11 protein-coding genes are annotated in these 18,972 nt (G+C 52.6%); 7 read left to right on the plus strand and 4 right to left on the minus strand.

Annotated features, from left to right (window positions below; translation table 11 throughout):
- Positions 1 to 56 precede the first annotated feature (56 nt).
- Positions 57 to 2,582, minus strand: coding sequence for a polysaccharide lyase 6 family protein (locus AACY82_RS06640; RefSeq protein ID WP_339615998.1), 2,526 nt, complete (start codon positions 2,580 to 2,582; stop codon positions 57 to 59).
- Between AACY82_RS06640 and AACY82_RS06645 the strand changes: the two genes are divergently transcribed.
- Positions 2,572 to 2,811 (plus strand): hypothetical protein, encoded by a 240-nt coding sequence (locus AACY82_RS06645; RefSeq protein ID WP_339615999.1) that lies wholly within the window; start codon positions 2,572 to 2,574, stop codon positions 2,809 to 2,811. The genes AACY82_RS06640 and AACY82_RS06645 overlap by 11 nt on opposite strands.
- Before the next feature lie 653 nt (positions 2,812 to 3,464).
- Here the strand turns inward: AACY82_RS06645 and AACY82_RS06650 are convergent.
- The 3 genes from AACY82_RS06650 to AACY82_RS06660 form a co-directional block, all read right to left on the minus strand.
- Positions 3,465 to 3,875, minus strand: coding sequence for a YciI family protein (locus tag AACY82_RS06650; protein WP_339616000.1), 411 nt, complete (start codon positions 3,873 to 3,875; stop codon positions 3,465 to 3,467).
- A gap of 71 nt (positions 3,876 to 3,946) precedes the next feature.
- Positions 3,947 to 4,294 (minus strand): YciI family protein, encoded by a 348-nt coding sequence (locus AACY82_RS06655; protein ID WP_339616001.1) that lies wholly within the window; start codon positions 4,292 to 4,294, stop codon positions 3,947 to 3,949.
- Positions 4,295 to 4,334: 40 nt separating this feature from the next.
- Complete coding sequence (locus AACY82_RS06660) at positions 4,335 to 5,618, minus strand: RNA polymerase sigma factor (protein ID WP_339616002.1); 1,284 nt, start codon at positions 5,616 to 5,618, stop codon at positions 4,335 to 4,337.
- 152 nt (positions 5,619 to 5,770) lie between these two features.
- Here AACY82_RS06660 and msrP point away from each other — a divergent pair, with 152 nt between their 5' ends.
- The 6 genes from msrP (at position 5,771) to AACY82_RS06690 (ending at position 18,626) form a co-directional block, all read left to right on the plus strand.
- The gene (gene msrP, locus AACY82_RS06665; protein WP_339616003.1) at positions 5,771 to 6,775 is read left to right on the plus strand and encodes a protein-methionine-sulfoxide reductase catalytic subunit MsrP; all 1,005 of its coding nucleotides are present in this window, start codon (positions 5,771 to 5,773) and stop codon (positions 6,773 to 6,775) included.
- Positions 6,776 to 6,821: 46 nt separating this feature from the next.
- Positions 6,822 to 7,448, plus strand: a complete 627-nt coding sequence (locus AACY82_RS06670) for a protein-methionine-sulfoxide reductase heme-binding subunit MsrQ (protein ID WP_339616004.1) — start codon at positions 6,822 to 6,824, stop codon at positions 7,446 to 7,448.
- A gap of 353 nt (positions 7,449 to 7,801) precedes the next feature.
- Positions 7,802 to 8,800, plus strand: coding sequence for a helix-turn-helix domain-containing protein (locus AACY82_RS06675; protein WP_339616005.1), 999 nt, complete (start codon positions 7,802 to 7,804; stop codon positions 8,798 to 8,800).
- A 373-nt stretch (positions 8,801 to 9,173) separates the two neighbouring features.
- Positions 9,174 to 14,195: a family 31 carbohydrate-binding protein gene (locus AACY82_RS06680; RefSeq protein WP_339616006.1), complete on the plus strand. Its 5,022-nt coding sequence runs from the start codon at positions 9,174 to 9,176 to the stop codon at positions 14,193 to 14,195.
- Between the two features lie 265 nt (positions 14,196 to 14,460).
- Complete coding sequence (locus AACY82_RS06685) at positions 14,461 to 15,606, plus strand: AraC family transcriptional regulator (RefSeq protein WP_339616007.1); 1,146 nt, start codon at positions 14,461 to 14,463, stop codon at positions 15,604 to 15,606.
- Between the two features lie 236 nt (positions 15,607 to 15,842).
- A complete protein-coding gene (locus AACY82_RS06690; RefSeq protein ID WP_339616008.1) occupies positions 15,843 to 18,626 on the plus strand; it encodes a di-heme oxidoredictase family protein in 2,784 nt (927 codons plus the stop codon).
- Positions 18,627 to 18,972: the final 346 nt, after the last annotated feature.

Below are 18,972 nucleotides of genomic sequence, written 5' to 3' on the forward strand. Positions count from 1 at the left end.
GCAGAGGGTTGCTTTCCTGGCATCAAGCTTGAGGTTATATAGTGACATCGATGATGTTACATCGACTCGTGCGATACCAGTCTAAAACTATCAAAGACAGCTGTTGCATTTGCCGGTGGCGCGCCCTGAAACTCTAGCGCGAAATCGTCGATACGCAATTCGTAAATTTTGCGATCGTCGCTCGACATCTCGTTGGGAACACCAGGATTATGCTCTGGGGCTAATTCGCGCGCATCGTACTCAGCGTATACCCGTACCGAACCATTACTGCCGCTATTAAAGCTTAAGCTGGCTTGGTAATAGTTATCTTCTGCCGACTCGGGTGCGCCGCCATGTTTCAACGTATCGTAATCAACCGATTTACTTGCAATAGTGCTTTCACCGACTTCATCTTTTACGCCAAAGGTAACGGAGGAGTCGTAGCCATCTTTCACCAGAAGGTACACGGACAACGTGTGTTCGGTGTTAGGGGCCAGGCCGTCTACCACCTGATACAGCCCCGGCGTGCTGCCACTGTCGGCGGCGTAGCGATACCCGATTTTGGCCGAGCCACTCGAATCGTCGCTGGAGGCGTTGTTGCTTGAGTCACCCACGTCGCCTAAACCTTGTGTTTCTTTATCGTCGCCAGAATTTTCAATAATGCTCCAGCCATTGTCCACATCATCATCGAAGTTGGCGTTTTCAATGTCGACCGAGATCGTGGCTGTCTCGGGCAGGCGGCCAAAAATAGTCGCGGATGTGTTTGTGCCCGAGTTAAAGCTTAAGGTTCTAAATTCAAACTCACTAGAGTCTTCTGTGTTATCGAATTGAGTGCCGTCGTCGAGCGTGACGGCCAGCTGGCCGAGGCCTAAAACAAAAGCGGACAAGGTGTAGTTGGTGTTCTCTGCAAGCGTTACCTCTTGACTGAACCAGCCGTTGCCCTCGGCCTTTGCGGAGCTGCCGCGAGAGAAAGTCTCAGCGTCGTCAGTGGTTACGCTCGCCGGCGCGATAAAATCCCAGCTGCTTGCGGCACTATCAAAATCGTGGTTGGCAATGGGCACTTTAACAACATAGCCTTTGCTTTTGGGGGGAGTATAGCTTTTGGGCCCTACCATCTCTGATGTAAGCGGGAAGCTTGTGGCCGTGTCGCTTGATGGGTGATCGGCACCGGCGAGTGTTGTACCCGCGCGTGCCTGTCCATCCATATCAGAGCTAACCGCTGCAAAGTTGCCGGTATCGGCGGCAACAGCATCCAGGTTGGGGCTATCTGCGCTGGGGCGCCACAGGCCATCGGCGCCTTTTTCGAGCTGGGCATCGACCTCGGTAATACCGGCAACGCTGGTTAGGCCGCTGTCATCCGCAAACCCATCGGTGCCATAAACAATATTGCCGGCAATAACACTAGAGCCGCCGGGCATGCCATCGGCGGTCTGAGTAATAATGGGGCCAATCGCGTTGTCGATAATGTTGTTGACTAAAAAAACATCCCGCGGATTGTTGGATTTTTTGCCACCATCCACGTTCAGGCTGTTGACGCTATCGACTACCGTGTTATGGGCCACTAACACGTTTTCCAGTTGCTGGTAGCCGCTGTCACTGGGGCTTGAATCTGAACCCATTAATACGATGCCGCCGTGATGGGTGGTGTTTTTATAACGCGCACCCTCGATGTAGTTGTTGGTGACGGTGTGGCCGCCATCGATAATCCGCAAGCCGCCGGCAAAGGGATGATCATCGCCAAATATAAAGTTATTGGTGATAGTGGTGTTGGCACCGTGACGGGTAGTAATGGAGCCATAACTGTCGCGAATGGTGTTGTGCACAATGCTGTTATTGCCAGCTTTGTTAGAGATTACCTCGGCTTCGCCTTCGATGCGTTCAAAATAATTATGCGCCACCACCGAGAAGGAATCGCCTGTGTGGCTGGTGCTTAAACCGATGCGCACGGCCTCGTATTCGTTGTCGCCGCTGTCGGCGTAGGCTTTGCCTTCGGTGGGGGCGCGGTCGCCAAAGTAGTTGTGGTCAATTTTGGCGTAGTCAATTTGCGCGCTGGTAGGGTCGGTGCCGTCGGGGATCCAGCGGTCTACCACTAATAGTGCTCCGCGAGATGTCTTGCCGGCAAACCAGTTGTGATCGATACGGGTGTAGGCGCCGTAATCGTAAACCCATTTGCTGGTGTCATCGCCGTCTACGTTCATATCGATAATTGAGACTTCGGTGATACGACAGTGGTTGCAAAGCTCGCCACTGCCCAAACGGGTGGAAATTAACTCGCTGCTGCCGGGCGCGCCATCTTTAAAAATAAAGCCTTGCAGTACCGCGTAAGAGCCACCCATTTTGACTCTAACCTCTCCTGAGACTGTTACCGCACCTGGGTTTTCGGCGGCAATGGTGATGGGGCTGTCAGTGGTGCCATTGCCGCCAAAGGCAAGCTCTAAGCCGGAGTAGTTACCATCGGCAAGGCAGAGGGTGGTGCCAGCTGTCATGGCGGTGTTGGCAGCGTCTTCTAATTCGGAGGCGGATGTAAACACTTGGCTGCAATTAACCTCAGGCACAGAATCTTCATAGCTAAAATCACCGGCAATCGGAGCAGTGCCCGACACAACCGAAGACGATGAGCTAGATGAAGACTCATCCGAAGATGAGGTAGAGGAGACCGTTGACGATGAGCTGGAAGAAACAACGGAAGATGAGCTGGATGAAATAATTGAAGAGCTAGAAGACGTAACCGGAGGTGAGTCAGAGCCGGAGCCTCCGCACCCGCTTAAGATCAGCGTAGTAGCAACCATACAACTTGGCACAAGTTTCATAGGTGTCATTCCTTTTCAGTGATTTATATTTATTAAATGTTAGAAAGATAATGTGCCGCGCCGGCTTTTATTATTAAAAAATGGCGTTGCCGGTGTGGCCTCGATGCATTGCTGGGAAAGCGTTTGCTATTTCCGTTAGCACTTATTTTTTTGTGTAAAAAAACGAGCCCCTTGCGAGGCTCGTGCTAAAGCTGTCATCGAGATGACAGAGATGAGGACTCCAACGACTTCGCTCTCAAAATACGACTCAGAGTGCGCCTGATGGCACTCTCCAACTTAAGGCCTGTAGCTTGACTGAATTCGTTCTGTAGTAAATCTAATATTACATTTTATGTCAACCCAATGATTGTCCAGATTGTAGTCCAGTTTTTACTTTTTTATGTAAGCATATGAATTAAAAGCAGTAATTGTGGTTCTGGATGAGCGTTGTTTATGTGTTTTTTTGTATATCTGAAATTTTTCGATTATTTATGCGTCAATTTGGTTGACCAAAATTAATTTTGGAGAGCGGAGGAGATGAGGTTTAAGTGGCGGGGAGGGCGCAGTCAGGCGCTTTTCGGTAGGCGCTTTTACAGCTGACCGGTACACCTAAGCACTTACTGTAAAAAACAAAAGCCTAGGCGCAGTCCGTTGTCAAACACACAGGGGGTAACTTTTATGGCTCCCCCTGTTTTGTCATTGTCGCGCGAGTTTTTCTTCGCGCTCACGCAACTCGGGCGTGAGTGCGCCACCAAAATCGTCAGCGCTAAAAATAGGCCGACTATCAACACAGTAGTGCTCGTTATCGGGGTTGGGGATTTGCGCGGCCCAATCGCACGCGGCGTCCAAGCTGGGTAAGCGCCATACCCAGTAACCGGAGATGGTGTCTTCGGTGAGGGCAAAGGGGCCGTGCTCAATATGGCGGCCGGCAGCGCTAAAGTGCACCCGCGCCGAGCGCGAACTTGGGTGTAGGCCGTTGCCCGACACCAACACACCGGCTTCGCTGAGGCGCTGATTAAAATCGCCCATCGCTTGCAATAATGGCGTACTGGGCATAACGCCTGCTTCAGTATTGGCGTTGGCTTTTATGATGATAAAAAACTCCATGGCATAACTCCTTTGTTAGGTTGTCTAACCAGTCGTTTGGCAATGGGTGGTTTCGACAATGCGTAAAACTTTTAATCTAGCTGCAGTTGCCGAACGGGCCGAACTTCAATACTGCCTACCCGTGCCGGAGGAATGCCCTGGGCGATGCGCAGCGCCTCGTTTAAATCCCGCGCGTCAATCATATAAAAGCCGGCCAGCTGTTCTTTGGTTTCGGCAAAGGGGCCGTCGGTTATTTGTACCTCGCCGCCGCGCACGCGCACCGTGGTAGCAGTGGCAACCGGCGCTAATGCGTCGCCGGCCAATAGTTGCCCTTTATCAAGCAGCGACTGGGCGTAGGCGGCGCACTCAGGGTCTTTGGGGCTATCGGGTAAGCCGTGTAGGTCGGTTTCATCGCTGTATACCAAACAAATGTATTTCATAAGGGAGCCTTTTTATGCATATGATTAAGTGTGGATAACGTTATAGTCGAGTGGCCGTGGTGTTAATCGACAGGGGAGGATTTTTTTCACACTCGCCTAAACGCTTCTGTAAAAAAGCTTGCTCGGGCTCTTGAGCCGTTAGGCTAAGCGCCAGGCGATAAGCGCGGGCTGCCTCAGCAAAGCGCTCTAAGCGCCGAAGTAAATCGGCCTGGGTGGCGAAGGCGGGGCAGTATTGGTCGAGGTCGCCGGCGGCGAGCAAGGCGTTAAGCTCGGTAAGAGCGATGTCTGGCCCATCACGATAGGACAGTGCAACGACTCGGTTAAGGGCGACAACCGGTGAGTTTTGCTGGTGCAGCAGTAGGTCGTATAGACCGACAATTTCGGCCCAATCGGTCTCAGCCCAGCAAGGGGCATCGGCGTGAACCGCCGAGATGGCAGCCTGCAGGGTATAGATGCCGGCAGGCCCGGCGGTTAATGCCTCGCGCACCCGCTGGCAACCTTCGTTGATGGCGGCGCGATCCCAAAGCTCGCGGTTTTGCGACTCTAGCGGAATGATATCGCCTGCGTTATTGGTGCGGGCATTGCTGCGAGAATGATTCAACAGCATTAACGCCAATAGCCCGTTGACATCTGGGTTGGGTAGTAACTCGTGCAGTAACCGGGCTAAGCGAATCGCTTCGTCGGCGAGTGAGGTGCGAGTGGCGTGCTTACCAGAGCTGGCGCTATAGCCCTCATTAAAAACGAGGTAAATCACTTGTAGCACTGAGTGTAAGCGTTCACTTAGTTCGCTGGGGCCAGGTACCTCGTAGGGAATGTTAGCTGTGCGGATTTTGCGCTTGGCCCGCACAATACGCTGCGCGATGGTGGCCGGTTTACAGAGGTAAGCGCTGGCGATCTCTTCGGTGTTTAAGTCGCAGATCTCACGCAAGGTCAGTGCGGTGCGGGCCTCCGGGCTTAGGCTGGGGTGGCAGCAGGTAAAAATCAGGCGCAAGCGATCGTCGGGAATTCGGTCGTCATCGGTGAGTGGCTCGGGGGCGTCTGTGTCACACAGCGCGGCCATTTCATCGCTTAGTTGGCCAAAACGCTGTTGGCGGCGAATATGGTCGATTGCCTTAAAGCGTCCGGTAGATACTAGCCAGGCGCGCGGATTGGCGGGTATGCCGCAAGCGGGCCACTGCGTCAATGCGGCGGCAAAGGCGTCGTGGAGCGCTTCTTCGGCCAGCTCAAAGTCACGCAATAGACGAATCAATGTGGCTAACACCCGGCGCGACTCGCTCAGATAAAGATTGTGAATTTCGCGCTCGATAAGCTCATTCTGGGTCATTAGTGGTCTACCTTTGAGGTATTGTGTACTCACATCAATACTGAGTACATCCAATTGGCCGATAGCGCCGTAACTGTAACAAATGCCGTTTTTTGGCGTCTCAGTATTTATTCACTCTATTCTATGAGCTTAAACAACAGGATACCGCTGCTATGTTGATTCAACGTCCGCCCCGTATACCAACCAGCGAGATCACGCCAGAGCCCATTTACCAGGCGCGCCGGCAGTTTATGCGCCAAAGTTTGGCGCTGGGTAGCGCAGCGGTTGCGGCGGGCAGTGTGGCCGGTGCTGTGGCAAAGCCCTCGTTTGTGGCTGACGCTGATGTCGCAAGCCCCGCTTGGCTGAGCCAAAAAATCGCCGGCGCGGCGGCGGATACCTCCGAGGTAAACGATAAACTAACGCCCTACAAACACGTCACCACCTACAATAATTTTTATGAGTTTGGCTACAATAAAGACGATCCAGCCAAACACAGCGACACCTTAAAGCCGCACCCATGGAAGGTGGAGGTTGCCGGTGAAGCGGGTAAAACCGGGTCATTTAACTTAGAAGACATTCTTAGCAAAGTCGAGCTGCAAGAGCGAGTGTACCGGTTGCGCTGTGTAGAGGCGTGGTCCATGGTTATTCCCTGGGTCGGCTTTGAGCTGGGTTCGCTGTTAAAGCAGTTTAATCCGACGAGCCGCGCTAAGTATGTGGCGTTTACCACATTAAAAGACACCGAGCAGATGCCGGCGCAGGGCAGTGCCTTTGGCACCATCGATTGGCCCTATGTTGAAGGTTTAACCATGGCTGAGGCGATGCACCCGCTGACCTTATTGGCGGTGGGTTTATACGGCAAAGCGTTGCCCAATCAAAATGGCGCGCCACTGCGTTTGGTAGTGCCTTGGAAATACGGTTTTAAAAGTATTAAGTCGATTGTCAAAATAGAATTCACTGAAGAGCAGCCGCCTACCAGTTGGAATATTTCGGCGCCGCGCGAGTATGGGTTTTACGCCAACGTTAATCCTAAAGTGGATCATCCTCGTTGGTCACAAGCTACCGAGCGGCGTTTGCCCAGTGGATTGTTTAGCCCCAATATTATCGACACTCAAATGTTTAATGGCTATGACGAAGTGGCCTCGCTGTATAAAGGCTTAGACCTACGTAAGAACTTCTAACGAGTAGGTCTTAGCTATCAATCCGAGTAACAATTAAGGGGAAAACATGCCTCCCATTCTCTGGCGGCGAGTTATCATACTGTTATTGGGACTTGCGCCCTTTGCGTGGATTAGCTATGCCACGGTGACTCAGCAGCTGGGGGCCGACCCCGCTAAAACCATTGTGTTGTTTACTGGCGAGTGGACCATTTACAGCTTGTTTTTTACTCTGTCGGTCTCGCCGTTGGTGCGCTTTTTAAAGTGGCGCTGGCTGATGCCCCACCGACGTATGTTGGGGCTCTTTGCCTTGTTTTACGCCTTGTGCCACCTGTTTAGCTACTTGGTGTTTATTCTGGGGCTCGATATGTCGCGCTTTTTTTCTGAGCTTGCGAAGCGTCCCTATATTACCGCTGGTGCGCCCGCTATTTTAATTTTGATCGCCCTAGGGGTGACGTCTACGCAAGGCATGATGCGCCGGCTGGGTAAAAACTGGCAGCGGTTGCATAAGTTTGTCTATTTGGCGCTTTTTTTAGGTTGGATTCATGTGCTATGGCAAGTGCGCTCCAGCTACTTTGATGCTGTTTTGTATGGCGTTATTACGGCTGCTTTGCTGGGTATTCGCGCTTACTGGCGCTGGCAACAACTGCAAAAGCGTCGCGCCAAAGCGGCCATGATGAACAAGTCACACACATAATATTAATCGCAATCGATTGCTGGATGAGCAGCGCAGGCCGCTTTGGGACGAGTTGGCGTGAGTTGCAAAAAATAGCGGTTGGAGGCATCCTACCGCTATAAATAAAATAATGCCCAAGTGCACGATACCCGCCCAGAGGGATTTTAAGCGGTCACCTTAACAGGATAATCATAACTCAGTATCTACGGCCCCATAGTAAGGGTGGTGGTTTCTGCGTACGGGTGTTTTCGATGCATTTTTTTCTGGAATGGCTTAACCGAGCCCATTTTAATTTTTACGATCTACTTCTTATCATGATCATTGTGCAGAGCACGATGTTCAGCTCGCTCCTAGTGTGCCGGCGCGCACCGGGTTTGAGTCATACGCTTTTGTCGGCTTTTATTGCCTCGCTGGCGCTGGGCCAAATTGTCTTTTTGCTGACCTATAACCCTGCTATTTTTAACCGCTTAAATCCGGTGATTGGCGATACAGGCTACGGCTTATTGGCGCTTACGTTTTACCTGCACGGGCCTTTGTTGTATCACTATGTGCGGGCGCTAACCGCCGAGCAATACCCATGGTATTGGCAGTATGCGGTGCCGGGTGTGGTTTGTGTGGTGCTAGTCGTCATCGATCCGTTGCACTACTCGGCTGTTTTACAACAGATGTTTTGGCGGCCGTTTGTGTTGGTGGGGGTAGTCGGTTTTTTGCTGTCCGTATGCTACGGCGTTGCGACCCTAGCGTATATTCGCCAGTATTCACAAAGACTCAGAGATCGCTTTTGTACCATCGATACGATGGAGTACGGCTGGCTTAGGGTGATGAGCTGGGGCTTTGTCGTGGTGTGGGTGATAGAGGTGTTACCACCGTTTTTTTACCCGTGGGCCCCCTGGTGGCTGCAGCAGTGGGTAACGCACTTGCCGGGGTTGTTGGAGCTCATGCTGGTGTGTTTTGTGGTGTTTTCGGGTCTGTTTTATGCGCGCTTTACGCGGGTTATCTCGGAGCCGAAAGCCGTGGCTGGTGCAGATGAGTGTAACGAGACGTTGGCGGAGCAAATTCGCGAGCGCATGGTAAATGAGCAGCTTTACGCTCAGCCGCGATTAAATGTTGAGCGCTTGGCGACACAGTTGGGCTTGCCCGCCCGTCAGCTGTCGCACATTATCAATCGCCATTTTAATAAAAACTTTTACGAATTTATTAACGATTACCGCATTGCCGAAGTGAAAATACGCTTGCGCAGCGAGCAATGGCGCGATCGTTCTGTTCAGGAAATTTACGAGTCTGTTGGGTTTCGCTCGCGCTCGTCATTTTTTACGTTGTTTCGTAAACAAGTGGGGGTGACGCCCAGTCAGTATCGTGATCAGGCCGGATAATGGCGCTTGGCTCATCTTTGCTGGGTTCGTCTGCTGCTAAGGCGAACCTCGAACCTTGTTTTTTACGCGGGTCAAAGTCGTAACTTAGGTTTTCCGCTGTCGTTTAATGTTGTCACCACGCCACCGCCGATAACGCTGCAGCCCGCCAGCGGCGGGCGCTAGCGCGTTAGAGTTTGTGTATGCGTAGCGCAAACGAACTCGCCGATAATACGCCTGACGTACTCAAGTGCACGGGTGCGTTTGCCACGCTCTAGCAACGCAAGCTAGAACTTGTTCCCCAGGATTATGCACGTTTTTATAGCCTACCGATTGGTCTTTGTTTGTTGACCGATTGACAGTCACCTTATAAATGACAATAAAAGGTAGAGTTCACATGAATAGATACTGGAAAGCTATGGGTCGCCGGAGCCTGGCATTGAGCGTCGCGCTCAGCGCCGGTCAGGCGTTCGCCGTAAGTGGTACCTTGGTGCCGGACGACGGCGTTATGCTGTCGGTGGGACAAGATATTGAGAGCATCGGAGAGTATGTGTCGGCGGTCGGCACGCAGCCGGCCGGTGTTACCAATTACGTGGGTATTGCCAATTTAGATGGTCTGAGCAATAACGCTGACGCCGGTGCGGGGCGCAATAATGTTGCCGAATTGGCAGCGACTTACCCCGACCGCGCGCTGGTGGTGGGTGTGTCCATGAACGGCGTGATCGACCAAGTCGCGGCGGGAGATTACAACGCCAATATCGATACGCTGCTGAACACTTTGGGCGGCTATAATCGCCCGGTATATTTGCGCTGGGCGTACGAGGTCGATGGCCCCTGGAACAATCACAACCCCGCCGCCGTTAAATCCACCTTTGAATACGTCCACAACCGTATTGAACAGCTGGGATTTGACGATCGCATCGCGCTGGTGTGGCAAACCGCTACTTACTGCCCCGTGCCGATTAACCCCGATGAATGGTATCCGGGTGATGATGTGGTCGATTGGGTGGGTATCTCGTACTTTGCGCCACAAGATTGTAACTGGGCCGAGGTGCGCAAAGTTGCCGATTTTGCCGTGACTCACAATAAGCCCTTGTTTATAAACGAGTCGACCCCGCAGCGTTACAAAACGGGCGCGCTAACCTATTCACCTGATGCCGCCTTTGGCAGCAATGCCGTGAATAAGTCGGCGGACCAAATCTGGAACGAGTGGTACCAGCCCTACTTTGATTTTATTGCCGAATACTCGAGCGGTAGCAAAGACGTATTGCGCGGTATTACTTACATCAACGCCAACTGGGATGCACAGCCGCGCTGGAACCCTAACGACGGCGTATTTGGACCCGAAGGTTACTGGGGCGACAGCCGTGTTCAGGCCAATAACACTATTCTAACTCGCTGGGAAAACGCCACCGACGGCAGCGACTTTATTCGCGCCGGTGCCAGTTTGTTTGATGATTTAAACTTTGGCGATCAGAGCTCAAGCAATCCGCAAGATCCGGATGTAAACCTCGTTGCGCAAAATGGCGAGGTGATTGCCGGCGATAGCTTTAGTGTCGACGTGAGCGCGAGCGATGCCGATGGCAGTGTGGTGTCGGTAAGCTTGTATCTGACCGCACCGGGCGCCAGCGAAGTATTGGTCGGTACCGAGCAAAGCGCGAGCGCGAGCTTTAACGTGACTACCAGTGCGGTGGGCAGTTATGGGTTGCGCGCGGTGGCCACCGACAACGACGGCAATACCGATGAAGCGTCCGCTACTAAATCGGTAGTCGCTGACAATAACGGCGGTGGCAATCCCACGCCGAGTGAAGAGTTTGGTATTCGCTATATCGACGACAGCACGCTGCAGCTGTTTCATCAGGATAACCCAGACTGGGAAGCTGGATTTGCCTACCTGTGTTTAGACTCTTACTGTTTATCGGCCACTCGCGCCGAGGGCCTTTTTACTCGCAACTTTAGCGGCACACTAGGCCAGACGTACAGCATTGAGTTTAAAGTACAGGATAATGAAACCGGCCAGTACACGGTGCAAGATCAGGCAACTTTTACTCAGACGAACAGTGGTTCGGGCACTGGCGCGCCCAGCAACACAGCCCCGAGCGTTGCCGCAAATGCCGTGGCAGGCGTTGTCGTTGAAGGTGGCATTGTCTCAGTTGATGTCAACGCAAATGATAGCGATGGCAGCGTTGCGACCGTAGCCTTGCATGTGAGTGCGCCCGGCGCCGAGGAGGCTTTGGTCGGTCAAGTGGCAGGTAATCTTCATACTTTTGATGTGGTTGCCAGTACTGCTGGTAACTATCAGTTTCGGGCGGTTGCCACCGATAACGAAGGTGCCACGGCCGAAACCACCATCAGTAAAACCGTGGTGCAAGACAGCGGCGCTAATGCTACGCCAACAAGCTTAACCCTTGAGGCTGAGTCGGCTACTGTATTTGGCGGCGCACAGTTGTACCCAGACTCTGCCGCAAGTGGCGGGCAGGGGGTAGCCTATATAAGCAACAATGGCGCCGGTCTACGCATTGCGAGTGCGCCAGCGGCTGATACCGTTAGCATCACTTACGCCTCGGAGCAGTCCGGTAATATAACGTTGCGTGTTAATGGCGTCGATGTGTCGGTGCCGTTTACCAGTACTGGTTCATGGGTAGGCAACTACAACACTGTCTCGCTCAATACCCAGGTCCCAGAAGGTGCGACTGTAGAGTTGCGTTACCAAAACGGTAATGCCGCGATGAACGTCGACTTGTTGGACTTTACCTTACACGGCGGCAGTGGCAATCCAGTTGCCAACCAAGCACCGAGCGTTAGCCTAAATAACATCGCGCCCGCCATGGTAGGTGACACGGTAAACCTGACGGCCAATGCCTCGGACAGCGATGGCACGATCAGTGAGGTTGCACTGTATGCTACTGTGCCCGGCGCTAGTGAAACACTCGTTAGCACAAAAGCCAATGCACCTTTCGGTTTTAGCGTTACCGTTGATCAAGCCGGTACCTGGCAGTTCCGTGTCGCGGCAACGGACGACGATGGCGCTACGGCAACAGCGAATACCAGTGTGCAAGTGAGTGACGAGCCCGTGCTCGAAGGTACCGTTGGTATTACCTCACCTGTAAACGGCGCAAGTTTTACCGAAGCTGATGCGGTAACCCTTAGCTTTAACGTTAATAATTGGCCAGTGGCGCAAAACGATAGCCATGTGCACTATTTTATTAACGGCGAAGATCAGGGCCCCCTCTACAGCGTAGCCGACGTTATGATTGCTGATCTAACGATTGGCACCCATACGCTAGCGGTTGAGTTAGCCGAGGCCGATCACACTTTAACCGGTGTGCGTGATCAAGTTAGCATCCAGGTAACGGCAATGGATGATGGCAGTAGCAATGGCGGCGACGAGCCATTTGGCGTCAGCGGTGCAACCTTGTGGTTTGCAGTGCAAGACAGCTGGCCCGACTCAGGCACTTTTTATCTGTGTCGCGACTTAGAAGCTGATTGCTACACGGCGAGTTTAAACGGTGATCGCTACGAGCACACGTTTGCCAACTTATCCAGCGGTAATTTTACGGCGCAGTTAAAAGTGCCGGGCTTTAGCAGCGACCAGTTTCCGCGTTACGATTACAGCACCGGCGGTGCGACCGGTGGTGACAATGGCGGGAATACCGGAGGTAATGATGGTGGCGGTGACCCCGGTGGTAATATCGACCCTGACTCGCCATATGCGCACCTCGACTGGACCAGCAACTCGCTGACCGACGGCGAAATAGGGCCGCCACCGCGAGCTAACCCTATATACGCGCTGGCCACCCCCGAGAACGGTCACCCACCCACGAGTCACGGCTTTGCCTTTGACATTGACGGCGATCAGTTAACCTGGCGTTGGGGGCAGTACATTATTAAGCAAACCGGTGATTCGGGCTTGGAAATGCATTGCTCGGATGATGGTGACTTAAGCTTTAAAAAAGTGGCGGTCACGGGCGGCACAGCGACCATCCCGTGTAGTGGTGATTACAACTACTATTTTCGTTACTTGCACCCCAATGCTCTTAACGACAACCCGGCCACTCAGTGGATTTGGACCGGTTTGTTTACCACCCAAGGTGCGCGGGTAAACCCGTACAACTACGAGCCATTTGTCGATGGTTCATCTAACTGGATGCGCTTTCGTCACCCCATTACCCAAGACGGCACCACCGCGGCAGTACTGGATGCACATCACAACAATGATCGTTTGCGCAACTTGGATCGCTACACAATCTGGGCCGAAGATACCCCGGGTGATGTACACCTAGGTTTTGGTTTAAACGGCAGTATTTTGCGTAATGAATCTATGCGCAACACCGCTGGCGGACCCAATGGTCAACAGTTTTTTGCCTTAACGCAAAACCCCGGTTTTGATTCGGCTTACAGTTATGGCCAGGTGATTAGCTTTGAGGTGACGGCGGTTGCCGGTGCCACCGGTGCGCAAACCTACAATGACTTCTCGCACTATGTGGTGGGTTGTGGCTGGTGTGGTAAGTATGGTGATCCGCGTTTGAATCCCGCCGGTAAAGCCGGTACCAGTCAGGTATTTTCTGACTCGGGCGGTTATATCGATCTTGAGCACAACGCCATCTTTACTCAGCCTATGGTGACCTTGCACAAAGAAGATATGGTGGATGACTTTATCTTAGGGCATCACTTGTTTCATGGTATTGACCCCAACAAACTGGGCTCGCATTTGTTTAACGATCCCGATGCGCAAATCGGTAATAACACCTGTGGTAACTGCCACTTCCGCGATGGCCGGGGTACCGAGCCGGTTAACGTGCCGGGTAAAGGAATGCGCTTACCGCCACCGGTGTACGGTGTAAAATTGCTTGAGGCCATCGAAGGTCGTGAGGCGGGCTTTAACTGGGAGGGGTCGGAGCCTACCGTAGCCGATCAGGTTAAATCAGCGCTGGTGGTAGACCATGGTGTTGATCCGGCCGAGATGCCGCCGCGCTTGCTTGAGCTGTTAACCACCTACGTCGAGGTACTAACAGTACCGGCGCGGGACCCCGGTACATACAGCGACCCCGCCGTAAGCGAAGGCGAAGTCTTGTTCACCGATATTGGTTGCGCCAGTTGCCACACGCCGGTGCAGCACACCCGTGCCGATGCGCCGACACACTTGCGAAACCTGACCATTCGCCCCTACACCGATATGCAAACTTGGGACTTGGGCGAGGGCGAGTTCCGTACTGCACCTTTGTGGGGGATCGGGCAAAACATCCACCTGCTAGAGCGCAACGGTCACGACATGCTGTATATGCACGACGGCGCTTCCACCAGTGTGGCGGACGCCATTGGCCGGCACGGTGGTGATGCACAAAGCGCTACCAGTGCTTACAATAACTTAACTGCCAGCCAGCAGCAGGCGGTGCAAGCCTTTGTTAAGACGCTGTAAGTTTACGGCATAGGTTCTTGCTAAAAAGCCCGGTTTTTACCGGGCTTTTTTTATGCCGGTTGCTTAGCCGGTCACACGCTCGCCTAAATTGAGGTAATTACGCTTGATTTTTTCTATGTTAACGATAACGCTGTAGGTGTTTTCGGATGATCAGAGCGCCAAAGTTACTTTTACCGGTGCTGTAGGTACCTTCACCATGGATGAACACAATAATAACGCCTTGCCCGCACTGCCCGTGGGCTGGGCACTTAGGTGATTTAGAGCCATGTTGTTACAAACGTTAAACCAGCCATTGTTTAATCTCTACGATTTTATTTTGTGGATGACGGCCCTACAGGGGCTGATTTTTGCGGTGTTGTTGCAGTGCCGGCGTGAGAAAACGGCCAGCCATCACTTGTTGACTTTGTTTGTCGCCTCAATCGGTTTGGGCCAGCTGGCTTTTTTTATAACTTACAACCCGTACTTATCGGGTTTTTTGAGTCATGCTGGCCAGTGGAGCTTTGCGTTGCCGGCGCTGGTGTTTTACCTACAAGGGCCACTGTTGTACCACTACTTACGAGCCTTGACGTTTGGTCGTTATCAATATCATCACCGTGATCTAATACCCGTGGTGGTGTGGCTGCTCGCGACCCTATTTGCGTTGAGTGTATGGGGCCCCTGGTGGGAGACTTTGTTGTGGCGCCCCTATGTTTTGATCGGCTCCGTGGGGTTTATGGTTTCTACCGCTTATGGTGTAGCGAGTATTTTGGCCATCGCTCGTTACTCCGAGCGGTTAAAAGACCGGTTTTGTACCGTCGAAAGTTTAGATTTTCGCTGGTTAAAAATATTCGCGTGGGGTTTTTTGGCTATTTGGGTCATGGAGGTGTTGCCGCCTTTTACCTACCCATTTGCGCCGTGGTATCTGCAAGAGGTGATTACCCACCTGCCCAGTTTTGTCGAGCTATTAATGGTGAGCTTTGTGATTGTGGCGGGCCTTATGAACTCGCGCAATATTGAGAAGGTAAGTGAAGTGCCCGAGTGGCCCAACGAGCGCGACGAAACAAGCAGTGCCCCTTCCGGCGAGACATTGCGCGAGCTTGATCAACGCATGCGAGACGAAGCGCTCTATGCGCGGCCCCGCCTTAATATTGAGCGTTTAGCCCAGCAGTTGAATATGCCGCCCCGGCATTTATCCCACGTTATTAATCACTATTTTCATAAAAACTTTTTTGAATTCATCAATGATTACCGTCTCGAGCAGACTTGTGTGCGCTTACGCTCGCCGGGCTGGGCCGATAAATCGGTGCAAGATATTTATGAGTCGGTAGGTTTTCGCTCTAAGTCGTCGTTCTTTACGTTGTTTCGAAAATACGCCGACATGACACCCAACCAGTACCGCGAACAGGGTGCAAAAGAAAAGGCTCCGCAATAAATTTAATGCTACCGATTGACTGACTTTTACCCGCTGCAATTGTTGCGACCTGCAGTGCGGGCGTGTATTGCTGCTGGGTTCGAGCTTGTCAAAGTTCGACTTTCTGGGTTTTTTAATAGGCGTAACGCAAACTCGAACTTGTCTAGGCATAGTGGGGGCGATAGCGTCGTAGCTCAAGCACTCGAACCGGACGGACCCGTAACGAGCTGGCCAATAACAATAACGGGACTGTGATTATGTCGAAACAAATACCTTTTAAGCTGGCGATTGTCGCCGGCGCCGTTACGCTGATAAGCAGCGCTATAGCCGCCCAGGCGGCCCCTATTGACGTTAGCCTTAACTCTGCCGGTGAGCTTTTGCTCGAATACACATTCGATGAGCAAAAAAGCGGAGGCATGTGGTTATCGGCCTATGAGAACGGCCAGTGGTCGTTTACCACCATAACCGGGGCGACTGAAACCGGCTTGGCTGGCGGTCAGTGGCGCTACCTGTATCAATCTGATTTACAGTGCGACAGTGGCGATGAGTTCTCGCTGCGCGTACAGGGTAATTACAGCCAGGTCGATTGGTTGCCGGGGCCGACTGCAGATGATTTTTACGAGGTAAGCTGTGCGATGTTGGGCAGCAGCGGTGCGTCCAGCTCCAGCAGCTCGGCGGCCAGTTCAGAGTCATCGTCAAGCAGCAGCTCGTCCATTAGCCCGCCGGCCCATGCTCCGGTGGTTAACGCAAGCGCGAGCGATGCGCAGGTGCAATTAAGCTGGAGCTCCGTCTCTGGCGCTACGGGTTACCGCGTTGAGTATGGTTACGCCACTGGCGCCTTACAAGACAGTCAGAGCACCGACCAGACAGCGCTGACAGTGACCGGTTTGGACAACGGCTTTGACTACGACTTTGTGGTCGTGGCGGTAAATTCAAGGGGCGAAAATGCCTCTGCTCGTATCACGGCGACTCCCGAAGCGCCAGCCGCAGAGCCGGAGTCACCCGCAGTGGGCGGTTACGCCTTTGGTTTGCAAAGTGATGGTACCCTTTACCATATTGATGGCGGCCAGACTGGTGCTTGGGCTTATCTGTGTTTGAACAGCGATTGCCGTCAGGCAGTTTTAAATGGCAACCGCTATCAATACACATTTAGCAATGTAACGCCCGGCCAAAGCTACGATTTGCAGTTTAAAGTACAGGACGACGCATCGAGTCAGTGCATTGCTGACGCCAGCGGTATTGCGCCGGGTAACGGCGTCACCAGCTCACCTTGCGGATCGGGGAATGCCAGCGGTAATGATACCGGCGGTGGTGACAACTCCGGTGGAGACGACAATTCTGGCGGAGGTGACAGTTCGGGCGGCGGTGATAATGGTAGCGGTGCCGATAATGGTTTTGGCGGCGCCGGTGGGGTACGCGTTGAAAACGGTGTGGTGATTGCCAACGTTGCCGAGCGCTATCGGGTGCGTCATGAACTATCGGGCAATGACTTTAACAACTTTAATATCGAATACTGGCGCGCGCGTTACGGCGCGCTAGAGTTGCGCGATTACACTCGCCCTGAGGCAGCCAGTCAGCGTCAAGCTGCCTGCGGCACGTCAGACCCTTGCGTGGTGGTTCGTTTAGACAGCGCGGTACCATTAGCGATGAGCGATGCCTCGGGCAATGGTAAAGATTGTAACCAGCAGTCGCCCAACTTTAGGTATCACAAATTTTACGGCGACGAGACCAATTTTTATTACGGCTACGTCATGGACTTAATTATGCCCGATGGCTCGATCTTGGCCGCCTGTAACGCGACTCAAGCGCAGCGCGCCGCAGCGACATCGTGGCAGGCGGTGATGCGCCCGGATCAAAACATCCCGCGCCCCTTTGCTCAAGGAGCGCAGGTTGAATTTGAAGTGACCATAAACTTTGATCGCGCCCAGGTGACCGGTGACAACGTGAATTACTACGGTCAGACCTTCAAATATGTTTTGGGCGAAGGGTTTGTGGTGAATAACCAAGATCCGGCGATTGGTCCAGTTGCTGTTAACGATGCATTTGCCAAGTTGGGTGGTGATACTACAGTGCCGCACTTATCCGAAACCGGAGGCAATCAGCGTCGTTTCTCGTTTATGCAACACGCTTACAATATGAATCCTTCGAACATTCAAAATTGGTTACAAGGGCGTCGCCTGTTTCATACCAACTTTGTGAATGGTAATCATATCGAGCAGTTTATGCCGGGGCCGCAAGCTATCGGCGGCAACTTGCCCTTTCCGGAAATGGCTGGTAAAGCCAGTAATCCAGTGCAGTCGAGCTGTACCGAGTGCCATACCAATAACAGTGTCGGACAAATGCAAACGGGAGCCGATGTTGTGCCGCCTAAAATGATTGGCCTGGGACTACTCGAGGCAATTTCGGATTCGCAAATCGAGGCCTGGGCGCAAGAAAATGGTGGCACGGTGAGCCGTATTGCCCTTGATGGTGTCGAGCAAATAGGCCGCTTTGGTTGGCGTGCTGAAGCTGTTAGTGTCGAGCACCAAGTGGCTAAGGCGCTACACGATGATATTGGCGTGGGCACTCATGTGGCCGAGTTTGGTCCTTCAGAGCTTTCGGCCGACCACTTGCATGATTTGGTGACTTATTCCTCGCTCCTCGCGGTACCTGTACCCCGCGCAAATCTAGCGGGTTCACAAGGTCTGGCCGAGTTCGAAAGCCTAGGGTGTGCAGCTTGCCACCAACCGACGGTTACGACCGGCAGCGATACGGCTTTTCCTGAGCTTGCCAATCAAACCATTCACCCGTTTACCGACTTATTGTTACATGATTTAGGTGAAGGTGAATTCCGTACCGCACCCTTGTGGGGATTGGGTTTATCCGGTTATATCGCCAACGGCAGTGCTAGCAGTTTAAGCCTGATGCACGATGGTGTGGCCAGCTCTATCGACGAGGCAGTGCAGCGTCACAATGGTGATGGCGCCGATGCCAAAACGGCTTATAACAATGCATCGTCATCAGCGCGTCAGGCAATAGATAGGTTTTTAATGAATTTATAAAAAAGAGCTGACAGAGACATAAAATATGGCGCCAATTGGCGCCATATTTTTTACTGTACAATTATATGCAAACATATTAGTGACTGATTGTACTGGGTGACTGAAAAGCTTAATTGGCTACCTCAATACCAATGCAACCCGCCGATTTTGTGCGCGGCCGCTCTGTCGTTTTATACGCAAACTCTCAAGCTGACAGGTTGGGAAAAACGAATTACCCATGGGTTGGGGCGCAGCTCACACTTTAGATGAGAAAAGGTAGGGCAGTACGTATAGATACCGAGACCAAAAAGATAGTCATCGTCGGAATTACGATAAAAGTAATAAATTGTGGGCATCGGCGAGCGCT

The organism is uncultured Gilvimarinus sp., from assembly GCF_963972205.1.
GTDB classification, from domain to species: Bacteria; Pseudomonadota; Gammaproteobacteria; order Pseudomonadales; family Cellvibrionaceae; genus Gilvimarinus; species Gilvimarinus japonicus.